The organism is Moritella viscosa (assembly GCF_900120065.1).
Taxonomy (GTDB): Bacteria; Pseudomonadota; Gammaproteobacteria; order Enterobacterales; family Moritellaceae; genus Moritella; species Moritella viscosa.
In genome coordinates this window covers 1-22938 of sequence record NZ_FPLG01000093.1, presented here as the reverse complement: position 1 = coordinate 22938, position 22938 = coordinate 1, and the positions used below count along the sequence as shown (strand labels likewise).

Genomic DNA, 22938 nt, shown 5'->3' with positions numbered 1-22938 from the left:
AATTAGCACCATTATTTATTAATGGTGCTTTTTTATATGCAAAAGAAAATAACAGCTTTACTTCTTCTTACTGGACTGGGTCTGTTCGGTCTTTATACTGTCCTTAAATCTGATGATGCGATTGAAGTCGAAAAACCAGATGTGCCAGATTTTTCTGCGTTCAATGATGTTACAGCCAAAAAAAATGCATTCTTTAATTATCTACAACCCGCATTTGATACCGTTACTGCTGAAGTATTAGCTGAGCGTACATTGCTCATTCATTGGCAGACTAAAACAACATTAACAGCACAAGAGCAAGTGCAGCTACAAGATATGGCCAGCATGTATAAGGTGACTACTAATAATGACCATGCCTTGATTAATGCATTATTGTTACACGTAGATATTATTCCTGAAGAACTGGTATTTAGTCAGTCGGCGAATGAGACTGGTTGGGGCTCATCACGCTTTGCAAAACTTGGACATAACTTCTTTGGTCAATGGTGTTTTAGCAAAGGTTGTGGGATTGTACCAAATCAACGCGAGCAAGGGGCTGCGCATGAAGTGGCAAGCTTTGATTCGACCGAGGCGTCTGTTCGTTCATATTTCCGCAATATCAATAGAAACCAAAGTTATTTACCGCTACGTGAAATCCGTTCTGAGTTACGTAAAAACGGCGATGTTATTAATGCCTGCGCACTCGCGGCAGGGTTAATTAATTACTCGGAAAGAAAAGAGGCGTACATTGCAGAAGTTCGCGCAATGATCCGTCACAACCGTCAATTCTGGCGAAATAATAAAAATACAGATTATCGTTTATGTGCGGCACCAAAACCTGTAGTGACCGAAATTGATGCAGAAGAAGCGATTGTGCTCCCTGATGTCATCACTTTAACAACTGACTCAACTATTGTTGAAGCGAAAAATAGTGATTCAACAATAGTTGAGTCTAACAAGGCTGCCGATAATGTTGAAAATCACACTGTAACGCCAGAAGAACCAGTAAAATCGGCTGTAGCAGAATAATCATCTAGTTTGTTTGTGAGGTGCTCAGAGCCTTTCTGAGTGCCTTTTTATCTGTTACTTATTTTTAATGGTCTGTATTTTTTTATCTTGTTGGTCCGTAATGGTAACTTAAGTTAAATTTACGCTACAAATCACTACCTTTGTTAAAACAAGCCTGTTTTTTTAATTTCTTTTATTATCGATATAATGCCTACTTTTGAGTATATAAGGGTTTTTGGTGGTTTTAACCCGATAAAATTGACGTTTCTTAATTTAAAGAGGCTTTTATTGATGATTGTGTAGATGTTACATACTCGTAAAAGGTCAAAAAATACTTGGATATGTGACCAACCTCAACTTTCCTGTTGCCAGATGATTGAACTGCTTCCATTCGTCAATGTAGTTGTAATACTCTCCACCCATCAAGTCTTGCAGTGCAAAGAATTGTAAAAATATAAAAATAATATATAAGTAAAAAAACACACACTACTATGATAATTGAAAGGCTGAGTTTGTTATGGATAAATCACTAAGTTCGAAAATATTTATATCCCTGTTTGTGGGCTTGTTACTGGGTACAATTGTTCAGTACGGCTTTGGTGCAGGATCATTCCTTGATACATATTTTGTCGGTGCAGCTACTGCAGTCGGTACTATGTTTGTATCACTGATTAAATTAATGGTTGTGCCATTAGTTTTCATCTCTATTGTATGTGGTGTATGTGAACTGAAAGACATCAAAAGTTTTGGTCGCTTAGGTGGCAAAACGTTCTTCCTTTACCTAGCTAATACAGCAATCGCAATCACAGTAGCACTTATTGTGGCAATGATTGTTCAACCAGGTGTTGGTGCAAACCTTGCTGAATTAGGTGGTACTGCGGTACATCTAACATCAACAGAAACACCTGATATCGGTCAAATGATTGTTAACATCGTACCAAGTAACCCAGTGCAAGCATTTGCTTCTGGTGACATGTTACAAATCATCTTCATGGCAATCATCACTGGCCTAGCAATTCAAGCGCTAGACAAGAAAGGTGGTCCAGCGGTTAATGCATTCCAAATCGCGAACGACATCATGATGAAACTTGTTAGCCTAATCATGAGCTTTGCCCCGTTTGGTGTATTCGCGTTAATGATTCAATTAGGTGCGACGCTTGATGGTGCAACGCTAGCTTCAGTTGCGAGTTATGTGGGTCTAGTTGTAGCATTGCTTTTAGTATGGATATTAATTGTATACCCACTAGCAGTATGGGCATCAACGGGTATCCGCCCAGCCACATTCCGTCGTCAAGTTCGTGAGCAGTTCCTATTTTCACTATCGACAGCAAGTTCAAACGCGACAATCCCGGTAACTATGCGTACCCTTACGGATAAGATTGGTGTATCGAAAACAGTTGCTGGTTTTGGTGTTCCACTGGGCGCTACAATGAACATGTCTGGTGTTTCTATCTACATCTCAATTGCGACAGTATTTGCTGCCAACGCATACGGCACACCACTGCAAGTTACTGATATGTTTACTATGGGTCTAACTATCCTATTACTATCTGTTGGCGCAGGTGGTGTACCAGGTGGCGGTATCGTGATGATCGGTGTGTTACTCACGCAACTTGGTCTACCTGTTGAAGCACTCGCTATTATTGCTGCGGTTGACCGTATTAATGATATGTTCTGTACTTCTGCTAATGTAATCGGTGATACAGCGGTTAATACGATTGTTGCTAAGAGTGAAGGTGAACTAAACCTCGAAATAGCACATGGTTCTGAAGATACAAATACAGTAGCTAAAACAGCTTAATCAATTAATATAAATATCCAAAGGGGAGCGAAATGCTCCCTTTTTTATTTCCTGCAAAAAGTTATCCTGAGTTAAACCTTTTTATCTGTTTCGATTGTTGTTATAACTAAATTATAGCGTTAACGATTGCATGCCAATGCGTTAACTTGTCAGTTATATTTCAATGGATGATCGAGTGACAAATAACGAGCCCCAACAACCCCAATCACAACTTACAGCAAGTGAATACTTATGTAAGATCCTGTTATCACCGGTTTATGAAGCTGCTGTGGTCACCCCGTTACAACCATTAACAAAATTATCTGAACGTTTGGGTAATAGTATTCTTCTTAAACGTGAAGATCGCCAACCCGTGCACTCGTTTAAATTACGCGGTGCATTTAATAAATTGGTGCAATTATCTGAAGAACAAAAATTACGTGGCGTCGTTGCTGCTTCTGCGGGGAATCATGCCCAAGGTGTTGCCTTGTCTGCTAAGAAGTTGGGTATTAAAGCCATTATTGTGATGCCGGTTATTACCCCCGATATTAAAGTGAGCGCGGTGCGTGGTTTTGGTGCCGACGTTTGTTTATATGGTGATAATTTTGATGAAGCATCAAATCATGCCAAGACACTTTCAGCAGAAGAAGGTTATACCTTGATCCCGCCGTTTGATGATCCGGATGTTATCGCGGGGCAAGGTACTATTGCTCGTGAACTGCTAGAACAAAATGCCCATTTAGATTATATCTTTGTGCCTGTTGGCGGCGGCGGTCTTGCTGCGGGTATTGCTGTGTATATCAAACAATTAAAACCATCAATTAAAGTGATTGGTGTTGAGCCTCGAGATTCAGCCTGTTTACGCGCGGCCTTAGATGCTGGTGAACCCGTCACGCTTGACCGTGTGGGTATTTTTGCCGATGGTGTGGCGGTAAAGCGGATTGGTACTGAAACATTCCGCCTTTGTAATGAATTTATCGATGATGTGATCACGGTGAGCAGTGATGAGATCTGTGCAGCGTTAAAAGATATTTTTGAAGATACCCGTGCAATTGCTGAACCATCGGGGGCATTAGCACTGGCAGGATTAAAAAAATATACTGAATTAAACGGTTTACGTGATCAGAATATGACCGCGATCTTAAGCGGTGCTAATGTCAATTTCCATTCATTACGTTATGTATCAGAGCGTAGTGAATATGGCGAGAAGAAGGAAGCTGTGCTTGCGGTGACGATCCCTGAACGTCCTGGTGCATTCTTAAAGTTCTGTGAATTAATCGGTAACCGTGCGGTGACTGAATTTAACTACCGTTATTCTAATCGTGCCGCGGCAAATATCTTTGTCGGTTTACGTACGCCCCAAGGTACGGCTGAATTAGCGACTGTCATTACACAGCTGGAAGATGCAGAGTACCCAGTGGTTGATTTATCTGAAGATGAAATGGCCAAACAGCATGTACGTTATATGGTTGGTGGGCGTCCTGCTGAAGATTTGCAAGAACGTTTGTTTAGCTTTGAATTCCCTGAACATCCAGGCGCATTGCAAAACTTTCTATTAACTCTAGGTATGAATTGGAATATTACCTTATTTCATTATCGTAACCATGGTGCTGCTTATGGTCGTGTATTAACGGGCTTTGAGTTACCTGATGGTGAGATGAAAGCTTTTTCAGCTTATTTAGTTAAGTTGGGTTATCAATATAAAGAAGAAACTAACAATCCGGCGTATAAGTTTTTTCTTGCGCATTAAATAGTATCGATGGGTCAAATTTACTCATTGTCCACCACTGAGAATAAATCAATTCTCAGTGGTACTTCTCTGCCTATATCGCTGTAAAAAATTACGCGAGTCATGATTGCGCCCAATCCCTCTCCTTGCTGACCTGCAACTTGATTAATGTTAATTTCGATATCGATAGGTAGGCTGTTGATATGACCTCGTTGAATATTATTGCTCGTTACTAATCGGGCTAGTACAGGTTCTAATTTTAACTGTTTAAGCTGGGTTATATTACTAATATAAATATAAAAATATGGAGGGAAACTGCTTTCTTTCGGTAGTGTTTTAGTTAATTTATATTGATAATTTTGTTGCTCATTACGTAGTTTAATGGCTTTAATTGGAAATGCTTGCAGCTGGCGATCATAAGCACCTAGATTGACCTCGGTTTGTAAGCGTAGAAGTTGCCCTCGTTGTTGTTCATTACTCATTTTCCAGTGTCGGCGTAGTTTTATTTTTTTGAGTGCAAGCAAGGCGTCATCATTATTATAAAAATTTACAATGTCTGGATGATAAAGAGCGGTGTAAGCATCTATGTGCTGGTTAAAAGAGTAGTCTTTATTCAGTAAGATGGATGCTGTTAATGCGCGGTCCCAATTAAGGTAATGTGCTTTTCCCGTTGTGGTTAACAGCGGATTTTTATTAAATACTGGAGATGAAGTTAAACGTTTTTGATTAAGGCTACAAGCTGATAGTAGAAGCGATAATATGAGTATTAATGATTGCTGCATGGTTGTGTCCTTTGGTCAAATTAATAGAACCGTATGTATACCGTCGAACTGCACTAATCACTATAACAACTGAATCATTAACGAAAGTATGAATAAAGCATACTATTGGGTACTTGAAAGATAGAATAAATAGCCTAGTTTTAAGTAAATAGTGCTACCCTTTACCGCAATTAATTTATCATTTTTATATTGGAAATATTATGCTGAGCTATCGCCACAGTTTTCACGCTGGCAACTTTGCTGATGTACTTAAACACACGGTCGAAGTATTGATTTTAGAAGCGTTAAAACAAAAGGATACACCTTTTATTTATCACGATACTCATTCTGCAGCCGGTCGTTATAGCTTGTCGAGTGAACATGCTGAAAAAACAGCTGAGTATGTTGATGGTATTGCGCGTATTTGGCAGCAAAATGAAGTGCCTGCGCCAATCATCCCTTATTTAAGTGTAATTAAACAATTAAATAAAACGTCGACGTTGAAACATTATCCTGGGTCACCATTGGTTGCGCGTTTATTATTACGTGAGCAAGACCGCATGCAAATGACTGAGTTACATCCAGCTGATGTAAAATTACTGGAGCAAGAATTTGCTGGAGATCGCCAAGCGCGTGTTCATAAAAAAGATGCATACGAAGGCTTAAAAGCGCTATTACCGGGACGTTCAAAGCGTGGACTCGTACTATTGGACCCGTCTTATGAAATCAAAACGGAATACCGCCAAGTTGTTCAAGAGATCGCACAAACTTATCGCCGTTTTGCAACGGGTACTTATGCATTATGGTACCCAGTTATTGAGCGTCGTACGATTGATCGCTTAATGCGTGATTTTGTTGGTACTGGCATTAAAAAGATTTTAGTGATCGAGTTATGCGTAAAAGGTGATACTGAAGAACGTGGTATGACTGGTACTGGTATGGTTGTTATTAATCCACCGTGGAAATTAGTTTCGCAAATGGAAGAGTTACTGCCTTGGTTAACGAAAGAATTAGCGCAAGATCAAAATGCATTTTTCCGTCTTGAGTGGTTAGTTCCAGAATAAGTAAATGTAATGTAGAATTATGATATTGAAGTATATCGTAATTCTAACTTGCGTACGTAATACTTAGGTTGTGTTTTATTCATATAGTTTGAAGTTCAAAAAATTATAGAATTAGTACAAAGTATTAAGTCGCACATGTAAAAATAGGCCGATTATGAAGCAATGGATCGCAGAACAATTATCAGCGCAGGGCTCTGTCGCTGCTGGGTTACCCGCTAAACATATCGGTGGGGAAGGTGAGCATTTGGTTTTTTTTCATGCTAATGGTTTTCCGCCAGCCATGTACCAACAAATGTTACAACCGCTTACCGACGAATATAAAGTTAGCGCTGTTTACCAGCGTCCGTTATGGCCATTACCGGTTCCCGATGATTTTGATAATTGGCGATTAATGATCGATGACGCTTGTCGTTTTATTACCGCGCAACCAGAGCCCGTTACCTTAGTCGGCCATTCGATGGGTGGTTTGATTAGTATCATTTGTGCGGTTCGTGAGCCTGAAAAAGTGAAACAACTTGTTCTTCTGGACCCGGTTATTCTTGAACCCCATATGATTTGGGTTATGCGTAATCTACCTCACTTCTTACGTAAGAAATTACCACTGGTTGAAAAAACATTAAGACGTCCAAATACGTTTGCTAATATTCAGCAAGGTTTCGATTTTCACCGTAAAGTGCGTGGTTTTAAAGGTATTTCTGACAGCGTATTATCTGATTACATGGCCGAAGGTTTGTACCAAACCGATGACGGTTTTAAACTGAGTTATAGTCGTGAGTGGGAAGCTTCTATTTATCAGACAGTACCTTGGGTTTGGTCGAGCGTTAAAAATTTAACGACCGATACCGTGGTGATCAGAGGGTGTAACTCTGATACGTTATCGGCAGAAGCCGTCGCTCGATTATTGCGTAAGCAGCCACATATTAAACTGGTTGAAGTGGACGGTGGGCATTTGTTCCCGTTAGAGCAACCGCTGCAAACGGCTGACCTTATTCGCCAGCACTTAGCTATTAATAAACATTAGGTCAATATGTATATATCTCGATTAATTAGCCTAGCGTTACGCAAGCTCACTGCTGAACTGCGTTGGGCGAATCTATTTTTTATTTTTTGTAGTTATTTAGCCGTCGTATGGGGATTGTTATGGTTAGCGGGTGAAAGCACGTTAATTGAACCGCTGACATTTTTCTATTACACCGTTGTGGTGATCAGCACGGTTGGTTTTGGTGATTTATCGCCGGCGACAGCACATGGACAACTTGTTGTTGCTTTGGTACAGATCCCTTTTGGGTTATTAATTTTTGGTGCTGCGATTGGTAAAACCACGCAAGCAATCGTGGCACTCGCAAGGAAAGGTATGAACGGAAAAAAAGATTTTAGTACTTATAGCGACCATATTTTAATTTTAGGCTGGCGTGCGCATCGCACTAAACGGATTTTAGAGCTGATTCTTGCCGATAAAAAGCGGTATAAACGCAAGATAATTTTGTGTGTTGAGCGCGATATGAGCCATCCATTCCCACAACTGCTGGATGTGGAGTTTGCCAAACTAGAATCTTTCACCGATCGTGATGAATTAGCGCGTATTGCGATTGCACAGGCGAGTTCTATTATTGTTGATGGTGAAAATGATGAAATGACACTATCTATGGCATTAAGTGCCTCATCACACGCCTCAAAAAAGGCGCATATCAGTGCTTATTTTCATGAGGAAAGTAAAGCTGATCTGCTGCGAGCGCATTGTCCCAATGTCGAATGCGCAAGTTCACGCCATGCCGAAATTTTAGTACGAACGATGCAGTCGCCTGGTGCCAGTATTGTCCATGAACAATTGTTTTCTACTCTTGAGGAGGCTACGTTATATTCTCTGACTTTAGAAGGCGCTCCGGAAATGACGGTTGGTGATGTATTTCAGCCTTTGCGTGAAAAATATGCGATGACTTTAATGGCTATTGCAGACGATGAGAAAGGAACAGGGTTTAAATTAAATCCAGCCATGGACACAGCACTTAAGAATGGTCAGGTGTTACATTATATCGCTAATGAACGGATCCGTAAGCACGAGATTAATTGGGTAGATGTATTATTATTGAACATAGATAAGTAAGGACAGGTCTCTTACTGGATAAACGCGAAGTAGCTAGAAATAGTGACCTGATATTACAATAGTAAAAAGTATATCAGGCCAATCTATTATTTTTCGAGTTCTGTTAAACGTGCTTCTAACGCCGCTAACTTTTCACGAGTACGTAATAATACTTTAGTTTGAACTTCAAATTCTTCGCGGTTAACCAGATCAAGTTTATTCAGTTGTGATTGCAATACTTGATGGATCTTCTTTTCTACTTCTGCTCCTAACGATTTAACACCCGTTGGTAGAGATTCATGTATTTGCTTCGCGATTTCTTCTAATTTTTGTGGCTTGATCATACGGCACCTAATTACGGAGTGAGTTTAACATTCGTTCATTTCGTTTGATGATAGTCTAGCATTTTAGTTATCGATTAATCGACCTAAAATGAATGCTGAAAATTGATCAGCGGTAATATTTTTACCACTCCATTTTCAGCATAGTTTAATAAACCAATCTGTAAACCTTGTAAGTTTTCGGTTACGTTGAATAAACCAAATTGAAATTTAGCCGTTTTTGCATAATTAATTACACCAAAATCAACAAGAGATAACCGGTCGCTATAGTTAACTAAGCCTATATTTGCGCCCGCCACTGTTTTTGATAAATTAACCATGGCTAAATTGACACCCTTCACATGGCTGGTGTTATTTACAAGGGCCATGTTAAAACCGGTATCTTGACCTAGATGCCAGTTAAGTAAACCAAATGACGTTCCTGAAAATTCCTTGTTTACTTTACTTGCTCCAAGCAATAAATTAAAACTTATGCCTTCAAATTTATCTACTTCAGATAAACCTAATACGGCCATATCAAAGCCTTGTACTTTTTCTGTTTGTCCATGGAATAATGAAAAGCGGAAACCATTAACATCCTGACTTTTTGGCGCGTTGAGGCCAACCGTGGAAAATTGTGTTGGCACCTCATTGGCAACTGCTGTTTGGCTTAGACTTAAAGCGGCTAGCATTAGCATGCCTATTTTTTTTAATCCCATGAAAACTCCATAGTAACAATGATAAGAGAAGAGTAGATCCCGATTATAACGGAACACTCTTGTTATTCTTAATAATAATGTATGACAAATTAATGATTAATCATACTAAAAAAAGCTGCAATCGAAGGTTCGTCAAAGCGTTTTCGCTGACAGCATAAACCAAGATCGAATGGATCTATTGTATTACTGTTTTCAAAGGTCAAGACACGATCTCTGACTGGACTGTTATCAACCACAACCGCAGGGGCTATACCTACTCCAAGCCCTAATGCGACCATACTGACAATCGCTTCATGACCTGCAACCGTGGCATAAATACTCGGTTTAATTTTCATTTGTTTAAACCATTTATCAATCCTTTTACGTGCAGGCCCGTGCTCAGGTAAGATAAAAGGCACGGCATTCCAATTAATATTATCTTGCATTATTTGCTGTTGAACTTGGCAGGAAATCACCGGGGTAATGATTGATAGCGGTACTTTTGCAATCTCGACAAATTTTAATCGATTCGATATTTGGTCTGGATGGGCAGCAATGGCAATATCAATTTTTTCTTCATCAACCAGTTGCATGCCCATCGCTGCATCTCCGGTAATCAGTTTTAATTCAACATTTGGGTGCAATAAGCGGAATTTATCGAGAATCGGTGGTAAATGACTATAGGCTGCGGTCACTGAGCAGAAAATCGTAAGCTCACCATCAAGTTCGCCGCTGTGATTATTCAGGTCAGCTTTCAGTTGAGTCCAATTTTCGAGAGTTTGTTGGGCGAAGCTTTGTAGTCGTTTCCCACTTTCGGTTAATGCTACTGAGCGATTATCTCGGGCGAATATTTGGCTGCCAACCGCTTCTTCTAAACGCTGCATAGTGCGGGTCAGTGTTGATGTACTGACATGCATCGCTTCTGCCGTTTTCCCAAAGTGTAAAGTGGCCGCTAAATGTAAAAAAAGTTGTAGTGAACGAATATCCATATTTCACCTTATTCTTAGTGGGTTTAATTGTTATTTTCTGTGTGCAATCATTAATGATAATAATGAGTTTAAGTGTAAGACATTGTGATTAATTATAATGGAATGATTTAGTCTAAAACTCTGCATTTACATTTATAGTTGGGTTTAAGTTTTACTGGTTCGGTACTTTCTTTGTTTTAACACCGCGTTCGAACGGCGTTCTTGTATATAAATGCGAACGTTGCGTTTATTGCAACACTATATTGTAAATATATCATTTCCAGCAATGTGTAACTTAGCATATAGTGAGTGGTAGAGCATCACTGGAGTGGTGATAGCGCATTCAAATTACAAAATTCTCATGGAGAGCAACATGGCTAACTATTTTAACACTTTAAACTTACGCCAGCAGTTAGAGCAACTTGGTAAATGTCGTTTTATGGATCGCAGTGAGTTTGCTGACGGTTGTAACTTCATTAAAGATTGGTCAATTGTTATTGTGGGTTGTGGTGCACAAGGCCTAAACCAAGGTCTAAACATGCGTGACTCGGGTCTTAACATTTCTTATGCATTACGTGCTGCGGCGATTACAGAAAAACGTCAGTCATTCTTAAATGCATCAGAAAATGGTTTCGTTGTTGATACTTATGAGAATTTAATCCCACAAGCAGACCTAGTACTTAACCTTACACCTGATAAGCAGCATTCAAATGTAGTTGAAACTATCATGCCGCTAATGAAGCAAGGTTCAACGCTGTCTTATTCTCACGGTTTCAATATCGTTGAAGAAGGCATGCAAGTGCGTGAAGACATTACTGTAGTAATGGTTGCGCCTAAGTGCCCTGGTTCTGAAGTTCGTGAGGAATACAAACGTGGTTTCGGTGTACCAACACTGATCGCAGTTCACCCTGAAAATGATCCTAAAGGCAATGGCCTAGCAATTGCAAAAGCATACGCTTCTGCAACGGGTGGCGATCGCGCGGGTGTACTTGAGTCTTCGTTTGTTGCTGAAGTTAAATCTGACCTGATGGGTGAGCAAACTATCCTATGTGGTATGTTACAAACCGGTGCAATTCTTGCGTTTGATAAAATGGTTGCTGACGGTAAATCACCAGCATACGCAGGTAAACTAATTCAGTTTGGTTGGGAAACTATCACTGAAGCACTTAAGTATGGCGGTATCACGAACATGATGGATCGCCTATCTAATCCTGCAAAACTTAAAGCATTCGATATGGCTGAAGAAATGAAAATAACACTTCGCCCATTATTCGAAAAGCACATGGATGACATCATTACGGGTCATTTCTCATCAACGATGATGGCTGACTGGAAAAACGATGATGTGAACCTACTTAAATGGCGTAAAGAGACTGGCGAAACTGCCTTTGAGAATTACCCTGAATCAGACATCGTGATTGACGAGCAAGAGTTCTTCGACAACGGAACATTATTTGTTGCTATGATTAAAACGGGTGTTGAACTTGCGTTTGAAAGCATGGTCGCATCAGGTATCGTTGATGAGTCTGCATACTATGAATCACTACATGAAACGCCGCTAATTGCGAACACAATTGCCCGTAAGCGTTTATATGAAATGAACGTTGTTATTTCTGATACAGCTGAATACGGTTGTTACCTGTTTGCTCACGAAGCGGGACCACAACTACGTGAATACGTAAATGCATTACCAACTGAACTAATGGGGTCTGCATTCTCTGCTGAATCAAACGGCGTTGATAATGCGCGTTTAATCGAAGTTAACGACGAAATTCGTAATCACCCTGTAGAAGCTATCGGTAAGAAATTACGTGGTTATATGTCAGACATGAAGAAAATTGTTGGCTAATACCTGATATAAGTATCAAGGTTTAGTTGATATAGCCCAGTAAGCATGATTATGTTTACTGGGCTTTTTTTATGCAAATATCCGATAGAATTATGTTAGAAAAGGAGAACGAATAGCTTAACAATATATACTTTAGTTACCCATCATAAGCGTTTGCTATCCTAGTATTTTCATCTGGTCACATTCATTATTCTATAGCATACGTCGTGATTAAATATTTCACGATTGCTTTTGACTCAAACATATCTATGTTGGTGTTTGGATCTTTCAAGAAAGGGACTTGTACTGTGCCATGCTCTGCAAAAAATACACTGCGCTTAGTTTCTGGTAATGGGCTGTATTCTCCCGGGCTTAAGCGTCGTGTTGCAGGACCAAGTTCACCAAATTGTTGCTTACCTAAATTAACCAATAAATACGGCAGTTCTAATTCACATAGCGTCTCACGAACAGGGCGTGAATAAGGGCTACTTTCAAAACTGTATAATACCAGTGGGTCAGTAGGCTTTAATGCGGGTTTTTTAGTTTTACCTGCGTTGCAACGGATCAGCGATGCACTTGTTGAACTCACATAATTAAAAATATTCGCGCGTAACCGAATCGGTGCACTGCTATTCGCATAATGCTTGTATAGATAGCTGATGATCTCAGACGTTGAATTTAAGATGATCTGGGTGTTCTTATCAATCAAAAATGGAATTTTATCTGTGCTGTACATTTCTTGTAGCTCTTGCCTGTGACGCTCTCCACCTTTGGGGCAGGGAATAATAAGCACATCAAGATTCAATTCTGAAATCGCTTCACGTACTAAGCGACAAAGTGGGTCGGCTTCGTTGTCATACATGATTAACGGATCTTGCTCATTAATCGTGGTTTTTGCCGCTTTGGTACCCGCCCATAAGCGGGTTTGTGAAGCCAGAGTAGAAGTCAGTAGATCAAACATAGCGTAAATCCGTCTAGTTAAAGCTTCATCTTAAATGCACAAATTTGAAAAATCTGTCTAGTCTGGGGTAGGATAATATTATTCTGATAGAAGTGTTATTTATCGCAAACTTTGAGTTATGAGATTGAATCAGTATAATGCGTTTTTTGCTTGATTTGGGGTAGGGTATGTCGGCCGAATATGATAATCGTTTTGGTGGTATTGCACGTTTATATGGACTAAAAGCACTGCAGTTTTTTAATCAAGCACATGTGTGTGTGATTGGGATTGGTGGTGTGGGTTCTTGGGCGGCAGAAGCGTTAGCGCGTTCGGGTGTAGGCAAGATCACGCTGATTGATATGGATGATATTTGCGTGACGAATACTAACCGTCAAATTCATGCATTAAAAGATACTATCGGTCAGCAAAAAATTGATGTGATGGCGGCACGTATTCATGCCATTAATCCGGAATGTGTGGTTAATCTTATCGATGATTTTGTCAGTACCGATAATATTGGCGAACACCTGAGCACAGATTATGATTATGTGATTGATGCGATTGATAGTGTACGTTCAAAATCGGCGTTATTAGCCTATTGCAAACGTAACAAAATCAAATGTATCACTATTGGTGCAGCAGGTGGACAAATAGATCCAACGCAAATTCAGGTGACTGACTTAGCGAAAACGTATCAAGATCCGTTAGCGGCTAAAGTACGTTCTGACTTGCGTCGTTTATATAATTTCACTAAAAATACCAAACGTAAATTTGGTATTGAATGCGTGTTTTCTACGGAACAACTCATTTATCCCAGTTCTGATGGTGAAGTATGCATGACCAAGAATTTTGCTGATGGTGCAACGGGCATGGATTGTTCAAGTGGTTTTGGCGCATCCACGGCGGTGACAGCCAGTTTTGGCTTAGTTGCGGCGTCGAGAGTATTAAAAAAACTAGCCGAAAAAACCAACGCATAACTCGCTCAGTTAGTTTGTTTCATTAATACTGTCATCAGTTAAGTCATGTTCTCAAACATGACTTAAACCAGTTAATATAGATTGTGTTAACTGGTTTTATTTTATTAAAATCAACATACTATTTTTACCTTCCCAATATTCTATTCTTATAGTTCTTGATAATAGGGCTTGTTGTTATTTATCTGCATTGATTTGATCTTCGCTAAATTCGGTTATGTTAATAACTTGTGATACCATTCAAACACATGTTTGAAAAGTAAAACAGATCACATCAAGTAAGGAAACAAGGTATGAGTAAAGTATTTATCGTTGCAGCAAAACGTACAGCCCTTGGTAGTTTTGGCGGTAGCTTAGCGGGTGTGGATGCCGCAACATTAGGCGCGACCGTAATTAAAGGTGCACTAGTCGCAGCTAATGTTAATCCTGAGCACGTTGATGAAGTCATTGTTGGTAATGTGATTAGTGCTGGACAAGGTATGGGACCAGGTCGTCAAGCTGCAATGCAAGCGGGTATTCCTGCAACAGTGCCTGCTTATACGTTAAACATGATCTGTGGTAGTGGCATGAAAACGATTATGGATGGTGCGGCACATATTAAAGCTGGTGATGCGGACATAGTGGTTGCTGCAGGCATGGAAAGTATGTCTAACATTCCTTATTTGATGCCAGCGAAAACACGTTTTGGCTCTAAAATGGGTAACATGACCATGGTTGATGCCATGATTAATGATGGTTTGACGGACGTATTTAATAATTACCACATGGGTATGACGGCAGAAAATATTGTTGATCAATTTGGTTTAACCCGTGAACAACAAGATACGTTTGCTGTCGGCAGCCAACATAAAGCGGTGGCTGCGATCGCGGCAGAACGTTTCGTTGACGAGATTGTGCCAGTTGAAATAAAAGTACGTCGTCAGACGCAAAGTTTTGCGACGGATGAATATCCAAAAGACAATACCAGTGTTGAAGGTTTAGCTAAATTACGTCCAGCATTTAAAGCGGATGGTTCGGTGACAGCGGCAAATGCATCTGGTATTAATGATGGTGCCGCTGCGATCATCTTAGCCTCTGAAGCGGCGGTAGAAAAATACGGTTTAGAGCCAATGGCAGAGTTAATCGCTTATGGTCAAGGTGGTATTGACCCACAAGTTATGGGGTTAGGCCCCGTTCCTGCTATTGAGCAAGCACTAAAGCGTGCAGATATGTCATTAGAGCAGATAGAATTATTAGAATTAAACGAAGCCTTTGCTGCGCAAGCATTAGGGGTAATGACTAATCTGACTCAAGAGCATAATGTTGATATGGACTGGTTTGCAGATAAAACCAATGTGAATGGTGGCGCGATTGCTTTAGGTCATCCTTTGGGTGCTTCCGGTGGTCGTATTACTGTGACGCTATTACATGAAATGCAGAAACGTGGTGTAGATTATGGCTTAGCATCGTTGTGTATTGGTGGTGGTATGGGCACAGCTTTGATTGTTAAAAATCTGCAGAAATAGTAAACATCAGTTGATATATAAGTGGTGTTAATCAATTCACCACTTATATTCTCATTATTAAGCCGCTTGAATTGCCGCGATCACCGCTTTTAAACCATTGCCACGAGAAGGGCTAAGCTGTTGCATAAAACCAAGCTGAGAAAAATAGTCATCAATATTAAATGCTGCTATTTCAACGCGCGTTTTACCATTAACAGCTGCTAATAATGCCGCCATTAAACCTTTAACAATACGCGCATCTGAATCCAGACCAAACCATAGTCGCTCATCATTGTCACAACTAAACGCTAACCAAGCCTGACTTTCGCAGCCTTTAATTTGATTTTCTGCTACTTTATAATCATCAGTTAACGCTGGGATCTTATTACCGAGCAAAATTAATTGACGGTATTTATTTTGCCAACCATTTTGTGCGGTTAATAAAGTCATTACATCGCTACTGGTAATTTCGTTACCAAATGGGCTCGACGAGAAATCGGTCATGATCATTCCTGTATTACCAACCAGACATAAAGTCTCGTGGGATAAAGTTAATTTTTTATTTATTGAGATTAGAGTAAATCTTGCAATTCATTTAATGCTGTAATGAAGAAGTCTATTTCTGCTTTTGTGTTATAAATGGCGAGTGATACACGAATAGTACCGGATAAGTTAAGGCTCTGCATCAAAGGTTGTGCACAGTGATGACCGGTACGCACTGCTATGCCTTGTAAATCCAACAGCATACCCACATCACCATTATGGGCGTCTCCCATAATAAAGCTGACGCCACCTGCACGATGTTGAGGTGAACCAATAATCTTAATGCGTGGCATTTTTTCGAGTTGCGCTGTGGTGTAGGCTAGTAGTTCAGCTTCGTGATCTGCCAGCGCTTGGCGATCGTAACTCTTTAAAAAAGTCATGGCGCGCGCAAGGCTGATTGTTCCGGCAATATTCGGTGTACCCGCTTCAAACTTAAACGGTAATTCGTTATAAGTTGTATGTTCAAAGCTGACGGCTTTAATCATTTCCCCACCGCCTTGCCAAGGCGGTAGCTGATTAAGCAACATTTCTTTACCCCAGAGCACGCCGATACCAGTGGGGCCATACATTTTATGCCCAGAGAACACATAAAAGTCACAACCGAGTGCTTGCACGTCTACGTCCCAATGTGAAATAGCTTGGGCACCATCGATTAATACCTTTGCGTTAGTTTGTTTAGCTAAAGCAATGATCTCTTCAATGGGATTCACAGTGCCAATCGCATTAGATACATGGCTAACGGCAACAAGTTTAGTTTTATCGCTTAATAACAACTTGTAAGCCTGCATATCGATATCTGTTGACGGCAATAGAGGAATGACTTTAATAATTGCCCCTGTACGCTGTGCTAGCATTTGCCAAGGCACGATATTAGCGTGGTGCTCTAGGGTTGAAATGATAATCTCATCCCCAGCTTGAAATTCTGTTGTTAAGCTGTTCGCGATTAAGTTGATCGCTTCTGTTGTGCCACGGGTCCAAATTATTTCTTTACTGCTATTTGCATTAATAAATTGCGCACAGATATCACGGGCATTTTCATACGCGGATGTTGCTTGCGCGCTGAGGGCATGTGAAGCGCGGTGTACATTTGCGTTAATGTCACGATAGTAGGTATTAATCGCCTCGAGAACGCACAAGGGTTTTTGACTTGTCGCTGCATTATCTAAGTAAATTAATGGGTGATCATTCACTTGTTGGGATAATACGGGGAATTGTTGTCTAAGGTCGGTTAATTCTATATCGTTAAGCATTGGTGTAAACTCACTATCAAGGAGTGGGGATTATAACCTGAAAAAAAGGGTTTCGCATTTGTACATTTAGGCGAATCGAAATACTTTTTGCAATTATTATGATTTAATTTTTATTGCTTGTTTTTGGCCTTTTTTTTGTGTTTTAAACTGTTTTATTTCATTTTGGCTCAAAAAGTAATCGTTTGCGCTTGTTTTTAGCACTACTTTTATGTGTTTAAAGGTGGTGATATTTTGCACTATTATTGATTTATGTCTGAGTTTACTGTATAAACCGAGCATTAAAAGTATACCTAGTAGCTTCAAATGCGACTATGTAGACACTTATATTTGAAGTTATTGGAGCACACTATGTCAAAAGTATGCCAAGTTACTGGTAAAAAACCAGCTGTTGGTAACAACGTTTCTCACGCAAAAAACCGCACACGTCGCCGTTTCTTGCCAAACCTGCACACACATCGTTTCTGGGTTGAGAGCGAAAACCGCTTTGTAAAATTACGTCTTACTTGTAAAGGTATGCGTATTATTGATAAAAAGGGTATCGATTCAGTTCTTGCTGAAATGCGTGCCCGTGGTGAGAAGGTTTAAGGAGCTATATTATGCGCGATAAAATTCGTCTGAATTCATCTGCTGGTACTGGTCACTTCTATACCACAGATAAGAACAAGAAAAACATGCCTGAAAAAATGGAAATCAAAAAATTTGATCCCGTTATTCGTAAGCACGTTATGTACAAAGAAGGCAAAATCAAGTAATTCTTGATTTCGTATTCAATGTATAAAAAATGCCAGTTATTTATAACTGGCATTTTTTTATGTTAATTTTGCTACAATCTAATCTCTACTTCTTTCCTTTAATGTTTTAGTCTGGTGCTGTCGCTATGAAAATGAATCCCCGTCAGGATGAAGCTGTTAAATATATTTCCGGTCCTTGCTTAGTACTCGCTGGTGCAGGTAGTGGTAAAACACGTGTTATTACCACCAAAATTGCTCATTTAGTGCAAAACTGTAGTTATCAGGCCAAGAATATTGCTGCGGTAACTTTTACCAACAAAGCGGCGCGTGAGATGAAAGAGCGCATTGCTCAAACATTAGGTAAGAAAGAAGCAAAAGGCTTAATGGTATCGACGTTCCATACCTTAGGTTTAAATATTATTCGTAAAGAATATAAAAATTTAGGTATTAAACAAGCATTCACACTGTTTGATGATCAGGACCAACTCGCCTTATTAAAAGAGCTAACTCAAGAGACGCTCGAAGAAGATAAAGAACTAATTGATCAATTACGTAGTGCTATTTCGAATTGGAAAAATGAGTTGGTATTACCGGCACAAGCTATTGCCCGAGCGCAAATGCCGCAAGATAAATTATTTGCCCAGTGTTATGACGATTATATGCGTCACATGAAAGCATATAACGCCTTGGATTTTGATGATTTGATCATGATGCCAACCTTGTTATTACGACTCAACGATGAAGTTCGCGAACGCTGGCAAAACAAGATCCGCTATTTATTAGTGGATGAGTACCAAGATACCAATACCAGCCAATATGAGCTGGTGAAACTGATTGTTGGCCAACGTGCTAAATTTACCGTTGTTGGTGATGATGATCAGTCTATCTATTCGTGGCGTGGTGCCCGTCCTGAAAATCTCACGTTATTACAAAAAGATTTTCCTGGTTTGAAAGTGGTAAAGCTAGAGCAAAACTATCGCTCGACGCAACGTATTCTTAAAGCCGCGAATATTTTAATTGATAACAACCCGCATGAGTTTAATAAACGCTTATTCAGTGAACTTGGGTATGGCGATCCGATTAAAGTATTCACAACAAAAAATGAAGAACATGAGGCTGAAAAAGTAGTATCCGAACTGTTAGCACACAAGTTTATGGCACGTAGTGAATATAAAGATTATGCGATATTATACCGTGGTAACCACCAATCTCGATTATTTGAAAAAGCATTAATGACGAATCGTATACCGTATAAAATCAGCGGAGGTACATCATTTTTCTCTCGTGCTGAGATCAAAGATATGATGGCTTATTTGCGTTTATTAGTGAATCCGGATGATGATAATGCGTTTTTACGTGTTGTGAATGTACCACGTCGTGAAATTGGCCCGACAACATTAGAAAAATTAGGTAATTACGCCAACATGCGTAATATAAGTTTGTTTGCTGCTAGCTTTGAAATGGGCTTAGAACAAACCCTCACTGGACGTGGTTTACTTGCCGTTCGTGGCTTTACCCGTTGGTTAGTTGAGTTAGCAGATCAAGAACAGCGTAGTGATAGTATCGATGCTGTGCGTGATATGGTGCGTGATATACATTATGAAGACTGGTTGTATGAGACCAGCCCTAGTGCCAAAGCCGCTGAAATGCGTATGAAGAACGTGTCAGAGTTATATCGTTGGGTTACAGAAATGCTCAAAGGGGATGATCTCGATGAAGAGATGACGCTGGCACAAGTGGTTACCCGCTTAACGTTACGTGACATGCTCGAGCGCAATGAAGAAGAAGATGATTCAGATCAAGTGCAGCTAATGACTTACCATGCTTCGAAAGGACTGGAATATCCGTACGTGTTTATGGTTGGGATGGAAGAGGGTATTTTACCGCATCAAAGTTCCATTGATGATGATCCAAATGTCGAAGAAGAACGCCGTTTAGCTTATGTGGGCATCACTCGTGCACAAAAAGTATTGTTCATGATGTTATGTAAAGAGCGCCGTCAATTTGGTGAAGTAGTGAAACCTGAACCAAGCCGATTTTTGCTTGAATTACCGCAAGATGATCTGGAATGGGACCTACGTAAAAAACCAGACTCTCCTGTTGAAAAGCAAGAGAAAGGCAAGCGTGGAGTTGCAAATTTAAGAGCGCTGTTTAACAAGTAATTGAGAATAGTATAAATAAAATAACGCTTATTAGAGTTCTAATAAGCGGTCAACCTGCGTATAGTCCATTGGCTGAGCAATATAACTGCCTTGACCAAACTCACAGCCAAGCTCGATTAATTTAGCATGCTGCTGAGGATTGCTAATCCCTTCAACAATGACTTTAAAACCCAGATCGTGGCTAATATCTCTAATGACGCGAATCAACGACAGATCTTTTTTAGACATCAGCATACGATTGGTAAAGCTGCTGTCTATTTTGACAAAGTCGATCGGATATTTGAAAAATTCATTCAAAGAACTAAAACCGGTACAAAAGTTATCTAATCCTACTTGCACCCCTATTTGGCGTAATTTTTCTAACGCGTGTATGGCAAATTCATTGTGAGCCATAAACTCATGCTCTCTGAATTCAAATACTAAACGATGTGGAGGGATCCGTTGTTGTTGAATAATAAAAATTAAATGTTCAACAGCGCCTTCAAGAATGAGATGTTTGACGGATAAGTTCATTGCTAACATGATTTGCTGATTATTAGGGTGCGAATCATGCCATTTTTTTAATTGTAAACAGGCTTGATACATAATGTGTAAATCAAGGGTGATAATAATATCGGTACGTTCAGCGAAAGACATAAAACTATTGTCATGATGCTCTTCTTGCCAATGGGCAATGACTTCAAAACCGACTAATTGGTTACTGTTAAGCTGAATAATGGGTTGGTAATACGGCAGAATATCATTGTTAATAATAGCGGTAGTTAGCTTTTCTTGTTGCAATATAGCTAAGGTATTTTCAGCTGGTACGGGTAACGCAGTTGATAGATGGTATTGACCGAGACCTTGCTGTTGGGCCATTTTTAGGGCGATATCTGCGTCTTTCAATACTTTACTCACAGAGTGGGGGGCTTGTTGTAAACTAATTCCAATACTGCAGCTGCAGAGAATTTTATAGTTACTTACCTGAAAGCTAAAGCGGAACTGTGATTGAATCTTTTTAGCGAGGTTGATAGCGCCATCTGCATCGACTATATCCGTTTTTAATAAGGCAAACTCATCGCCTTGTAAGTTAACCAAGCAGTCGTTACTGGAGGTTAATGATTGCAAGTGGTTGCGAATGATTGTAATGAGTTTATTACTGAGTTCACTGCCAAAATTTTGTTCTACATCGGCGATGTTATCAATTTTAATTAGTAATAATACAAAACTTTGTTGAGTTTGCTGCAGTTGTTGTGATGCTGATTTTAGCTGTGTTAAAAATAAGGCTCGTTGTGTCCGTAATGAACGTGATAGGGCGAGACCGATAAGTTTGGTGCTGCTTGCCTTGTGTTGGTTTGATAGACGATCCTTGTTCACTGTCGGCATCCTAATGGTCTTTAATCACGAAAAAACTAAGTCTTATAGTGATAAAGTCTAGCAGTGGATAACGGAGGGTCAAAAAAAAGCCACTAAAAAATGAGTGGCTTGATCGAAGAATTGCTTGGTTATAATCGGAGAGTTAAGGTCATCCTGTTGTTATAACGTTATTTATCTCTCGTGTTACAGGCCTTGGATCATGTAATCAACAGCTGCTTGTAATTCGTCATCAGAACATGTTGCACAAGTACCACGTGCTGGCATCGCGTCATTGAAGCCTTCGATAGCATGGCGATAAAGTGTGTCTTTACCTTTTGCAATTCGAGGTCCCCATTGATCTGCATTACCTTTAATTGGAGCACCAGCAAGGCCACTGCCGTGACACATGTTACAAGTAGTCGTATAAATTTGTTCACCTGAGCGTGGTTCTGCAGGTACAGTACTTTTTGCTACGACTGGAGCCAGTTCACCTGGTAAGTATACTTGACCTACTGGGGCAATTCTTTCTGCAACTGATTCCGCAGAGTTGTGACTTGCGCTTACGGTAAATGCAAATAGTAATGATGCTGATAAAGTGATTAGAATATTTCGTAATTTATACATGCTCTTTTTAGCTCCCTAATAATGGTATTGTCAGTCTATGGGTGACTTTTGTTATAATAAATCCCTACTGCTGTTAACCATTATATCCTTACCAAGCCTTAGGTTAAATAGTTGTAACAGTGTTTGTTGCATTTTCCTTAGTTCGATAGTGCTTTTAGTTGGTTATAAAAGATACAGGTGTTGTAATTATGCAACATTTTCATGTTGAATTAACGGATTTGCCTAGACGAGATTCGCCGTTGGACGTAGTATATTGCTTATGCGTCCGTAGCTCAGTTGGATAGAGCGCGCCCCTCCGGAGGGTGAGGTCGGAGGTTCGACTCCTCTCGGACGTACCATTATCGTTATTATAGTGGTTGTGCAATTAAATGGTAATGGCGGTTGTAGCTCAGTTGGTAGAGCCCCGGATTGTGATTCCGGTTGTCGTGGGTTCAAATCCCATCAGTCGCCCCATTACTCTTTGATTATGCACGCTAAGGTAAATACAGTTTAATAGTGAACTAATTATTCTGATTGTTTTTTGCACTGGCGCTGTTTGTTTTTATTCCGATTTAATTGGAAATGATAAAAAAATCATTTTTTAGTTAAAAAGACTTGCAGACTTACACACAATATCTATAATGCGCACACTTGTTAAGAATGATGCATTCTAATGAGCATGTTCGGTGATTAGCGCA

The 22938-nt window shown here is 39.9% G+C and carries 21 protein-coding genes and 2 tRNA genes; 14 read left to right on the top strand and 9 right to left on the bottom strand.

Features of this window, described 5'->3' with window-relative positions:
- Positions 1–36 precede the first annotated feature (36 nt).
- From BT797_RS13405 to ilvA, 3 genes are all read left to right on the top strand, one after another.
- Positions 37–1008 carry a glucosaminidase domain-containing protein gene (locus BT797_RS13405; RefSeq protein ID WP_075472359.1) on the top strand — a complete coding sequence of 324 codons (972 nt, stop codon included), beginning with the start codon at positions 37–39 and terminating at the stop codon, positions 1006–1008.
- Positions 1009–1504: 496 nt separating this feature from the next.
- Positions 1505–2788 carry a dicarboxylate/amino acid:cation symporter gene (locus tag BT797_RS13400; protein WP_045112280.1) on the top strand — a complete coding sequence of 428 codons (1284 nt, stop codon included), beginning with the start codon at positions 1505–1507 and terminating at the stop codon, positions 2786–2788.
- Between the two features lie 163 nt (positions 2789–2951).
- Complete coding sequence (gene ilvA / locus BT797_RS13395; protein ID WP_045112279.1) at positions 2952–4517, top strand: threonine ammonia-lyase, biosynthetic; 1566 nt, start codon at positions 2952–2954, stop codon at positions 4515–4517.
- A 20-nt stretch (positions 4518–4537) separates the two neighbouring features.
- Here the strand turns inward: ilvA and BT797_RS13390 are convergent, their stop codons facing one another.
- Positions 4538–5278: a DUF4852 domain-containing protein gene (locus BT797_RS13390; protein WP_075472357.1), complete on the bottom strand. Its 741-nt coding sequence runs from the start codon at positions 5276–5278 to the stop codon at positions 4538–4540.
- Positions 5279–5478: 200 nt separating this feature from the next.
- Between BT797_RS13390 and BT797_RS13385 the strand changes: the two genes are divergently transcribed.
- The 3 genes from BT797_RS13385 to BT797_RS13375 all read left to right on the top strand — a co-directional run bounded on the left by BT797_RS13385 (position 5479) and on the right by BT797_RS13375 (position 8425).
- Positions 5479–6321, top strand: a complete 843-nt coding sequence (locus tag BT797_RS13385; RefSeq protein WP_075472356.1) for a 23S rRNA (adenine(2030)-N(6))-methyltransferase RlmJ — start codon at positions 5479–5481, stop codon at positions 6319–6321.
- A gap of 154 nt (positions 6322–6475) precedes the next feature.
- Positions 6476–7342: an alpha/beta fold hydrolase gene (locus tag BT797_RS13380; RefSeq protein WP_075472354.1), complete on the top strand. Its 867-nt coding sequence runs from the start codon at positions 6476–6478 to the stop codon at positions 7340–7342.
- A 6-nt stretch (positions 7343–7348) separates the two neighbouring features.
- On the top strand, positions 7349–8425 hold the full coding sequence (locus tag BT797_RS13375; protein ID WP_045112275.1) for a potassium channel family protein: 1077 nt from the start codon (positions 7349–7351) through the stop codon (positions 8423–8425).
- 86 nt (positions 8426–8511) lie between these two features.
- On the opposite strand, the gene ubiK is transcribed toward BT797_RS13375, so the two are convergent.
- The 3 genes from ubiK to ilvY form a co-directional block, all read right to left on the bottom strand.
- Positions 8512–8748 (bottom strand): ubiquinone biosynthesis accessory factor UbiK, encoded by a 237-nt coding sequence (gene ubiK / locus BT797_RS13370; RefSeq protein ID WP_045112274.1) that lies wholly within the window; start codon positions 8746–8748, stop codon positions 8512–8514.
- Between the two features lie 83 nt (positions 8749–8831).
- A complete protein-coding gene (locus BT797_RS13365) occupies positions 8832–9443 on the bottom strand; it encodes an LA_2272 family surface repeat-containing protein (protein ID WP_075472352.1) in 612 nt (203 codons plus the stop codon).
- Positions 9444–9532: 89 nt separating this feature from the next.
- The gene (ilvY, locus tag BT797_RS13360) at positions 9533–10411 is read right to left on the bottom strand and encodes an HTH-type transcriptional activator IlvY (RefSeq protein ID WP_045112272.1); all 879 of its coding nucleotides are present in this window, start codon (positions 10409–10411) and stop codon (positions 9533–9535) included.
- Positions 10412–10763: 352 nt separating this feature from the next.
- On the opposite strand from ilvY, the gene ilvC reads away from it, so the two are divergent.
- Entirely contained in the window at positions 10764–12239 is a 1476-nt protein-coding gene (gene ilvC, locus BT797_RS13355) for a ketol-acid reductoisomerase (protein WP_045112271.1), read from the top strand.
- A gap of 187 nt (positions 12240–12426) precedes the next feature.
- On the opposite strand, the gene BT797_RS13350 is transcribed toward ilvC, so the two are convergent.
- A complete protein-coding gene (locus BT797_RS13350) occupies positions 12427–13179 on the bottom strand; it encodes a glutathione S-transferase N-terminal domain-containing protein (protein ID WP_075472351.1) in 753 nt (250 codons plus the stop codon).
- Between the two features lie 167 nt (positions 13180–13346).
- On the opposite strand from BT797_RS13350, the gene tcdA reads away from it, so the two are divergent.
- Complete coding sequence (gene tcdA / locus BT797_RS13345; protein WP_075472349.1) at positions 13347–14135, top strand: tRNA cyclic N6-threonylcarbamoyladenosine(37) synthase TcdA; 789 nt, start codon at positions 13347–13349, stop codon at positions 14133–14135.
- Between the two features lie 290 nt (positions 14136–14425).
- Complete coding sequence (locus BT797_RS13340; protein ID WP_075472347.1) at positions 14426–15637, top strand: acetyl-CoA C-acetyltransferase; 1212 nt, start codon at positions 14426–14428, stop codon at positions 15635–15637.
- A 57-nt stretch (positions 15638–15694) separates the two neighbouring features.
- On the opposite strand, the gene csdE is transcribed toward BT797_RS13340, so the two are convergent.
- Together csdE and BT797_RS13330 are read right to left on the bottom strand one after the other, a co-directional pair.
- Positions 15695–16120, bottom strand: a complete 426-nt coding sequence (csdE, locus tag BT797_RS13335; RefSeq protein ID WP_045112267.1) for a cysteine desulfurase sulfur acceptor subunit CsdE — start codon at positions 16118–16120, stop codon at positions 15695–15697.
- A 68-nt stretch (positions 16121–16188) separates the two neighbouring features.
- Positions 16189–17409: a cysteine desulfurase gene (locus tag BT797_RS13330; RefSeq protein WP_045112266.1), complete on the bottom strand. Its 1221-nt coding sequence runs from the start codon at positions 17407–17409 to the stop codon at positions 16189–16191.
- A 348-nt stretch (positions 17410–17757) separates the two neighbouring features.
- On the opposite strand from BT797_RS13330, the gene rpmB reads away from it, so the two are divergent.
- The 3 genes from rpmB (at position 17758) to rep (ending at position 20302) form a co-directional block, all read left to right on the top strand.
- Positions 17758–17994 (top strand): 50S ribosomal protein L28, encoded by a 237-nt coding sequence (gene rpmB, locus BT797_RS13320; protein WP_006030956.1) that lies wholly within the window; start codon positions 17758–17760, stop codon positions 17992–17994.
- Positions 17995–18005: 11 nt separating this feature from the next.
- On the top strand, positions 18006–18161 hold the full coding sequence (rpmG, locus tag BT797_RS13315; protein WP_045108636.1) for a 50S ribosomal protein L33: 156 nt from the start codon (positions 18006–18008) through the stop codon (positions 18159–18161).
- Between the two features lie 125 nt (positions 18162–18286).
- Positions 18287–20302: a DNA helicase Rep gene (gene rep, locus BT797_RS13310; protein WP_045112264.1), complete on the top strand. Its 2016-nt coding sequence runs from the start codon at positions 18287–18289 to the stop codon at positions 20300–20302.
- Positions 20303–20332: 30 nt separating this feature from the next.
- Here rep and BT797_RS13305 read toward each other — a convergent pair whose 3' ends face one another.
- Together BT797_RS13305 and BT797_RS13300 are read right to left on the bottom strand one after the other, a co-directional pair.
- Positions 20333–21667: a bifunctional diguanylate cyclase/phosphodiesterase gene (locus BT797_RS13305; RefSeq protein WP_045112263.1), complete on the bottom strand. Its 1335-nt coding sequence runs from the start codon at positions 21665–21667 to the stop codon at positions 20333–20335.
- A 174-nt stretch (positions 21668–21841) separates the two neighbouring features.
- The gene (locus BT797_RS13300) at positions 21842–22261 is read right to left on the bottom strand and encodes a c-type cytochrome (protein ID WP_075472345.1); all 420 of its coding nucleotides are present in this window, start codon (positions 22259–22261) and stop codon (positions 21842–21844) included.
- Between the two features lie 261 nt (positions 22262–22522).
- Between BT797_RS13300 and BT797_RS13295 the strand changes: the two genes are divergently transcribed.
- Together BT797_RS13295 and BT797_RS13290 are read left to right on the top strand one after the other, a co-directional pair.
- Positions 22523–22599, top strand: a tRNA-Arg gene (locus tag BT797_RS13295).
- A 39-nt stretch (positions 22600–22638) separates the two neighbouring features.
- Positions 22639–22714, top strand: a tRNA-His gene (locus BT797_RS13290).
- Positions 22715–22938: the final 224 nt, after the last annotated feature.